General features: G+C 31.1%; 1 protein-coding gene. It reads right to left on the bottom strand.

Features of this window, described 5'->3' with window-relative positions:
* On the bottom strand, positions 1-892 hold an 892-nt coding region (locus ABFX36_RS18905; protein WP_346077823.1), incomplete at its 3' end, for a phosphoethanolamine transferase.
* Positions 893-926 lie beyond the last annotated feature (34 nt).

Raw genomic sequence — 926 nt, 5'->3', positions numbered from 1 at the left:
ATGATGCAATCCCATTTACAAAATTTAATCCTGATTTAAATGATTTGCATACCTTTCTGTCTTTATCATCAGACGAAACCTTAAATAAAGGGATGTTATAATGTAGTTTGCTAGCTTTGTTATTGTTAAATAACATAACCCCATCGACCTCACGATGCGCTAATCCATGATCTGAAAAATAAAGAATGGAATATGAACCCTTATCTTTTGCAAATTCATTATTCATGATTTCATTTATTGACCTAATTAAATCATCGGTTTTGTTTATTGATGAAATATAGCAATTTAAGTAACCAAATTTCGCATTTTTAACATTTATTATATTTTTATAGTCACTTACCCTATCGCAAGCATCTGGATGACTTCCATACAAATGAACAACTATTAATTTTTTTTCGTTGTTGTTTTCAATAATGCTTTTAATTTTATCTAGCAACATAAAATCAGATGTATTCTTTGAGTCATACCCAGCAAGTTTAATAAAGTATTTCTCATCGCTTCTTTTAGCAATAAATGAAACTGGTGTATCGAACTCACCAATATACCCCTGATTAGAAACCCAATAAGTTTTCATTCCAGCAGACTTAACGAGATCAATAAAACTTAAACTATAATCCGGCTCCCATTTATCAACGTCAGGTTTAGTTAACATCAACCTTAACGATGCAACTGTATTTGTTCCTCCGGATGTTAATCCGTCAATCAGAACACCATTGGATTCACTCATAAATGGAGTGTTATTAATAGGGTAACCATATGCATGGTGATAATCTTTTCTTGCGCTTTCTCCAATAATTAGAATGTAAGTTTTATATTTTGAATTCACTAGTTCAGACCGTCCCCAATGGCTAGGTAAATTAAGCGAATTTAATTTATTCAGTTCGGAGTTCACTTTAAGAAAAGAATTAGCTATATCTTTAAAAAAG

It is taken from the genome of Gordonia cholesterolivorans (assembly GCF_039531975.1).
GTDB classification, from domain to species: domain Bacteria; phylum Actinomycetota; class Actinomycetes; order Mycobacteriales; family Mycobacteriaceae; genus Gordonia; species Gordonia sihwensis.
The sequence above is the reverse complement of the archived record's forward strand: the minus strand, read 5'-3'. Positions and strand labels throughout refer to the sequence as shown.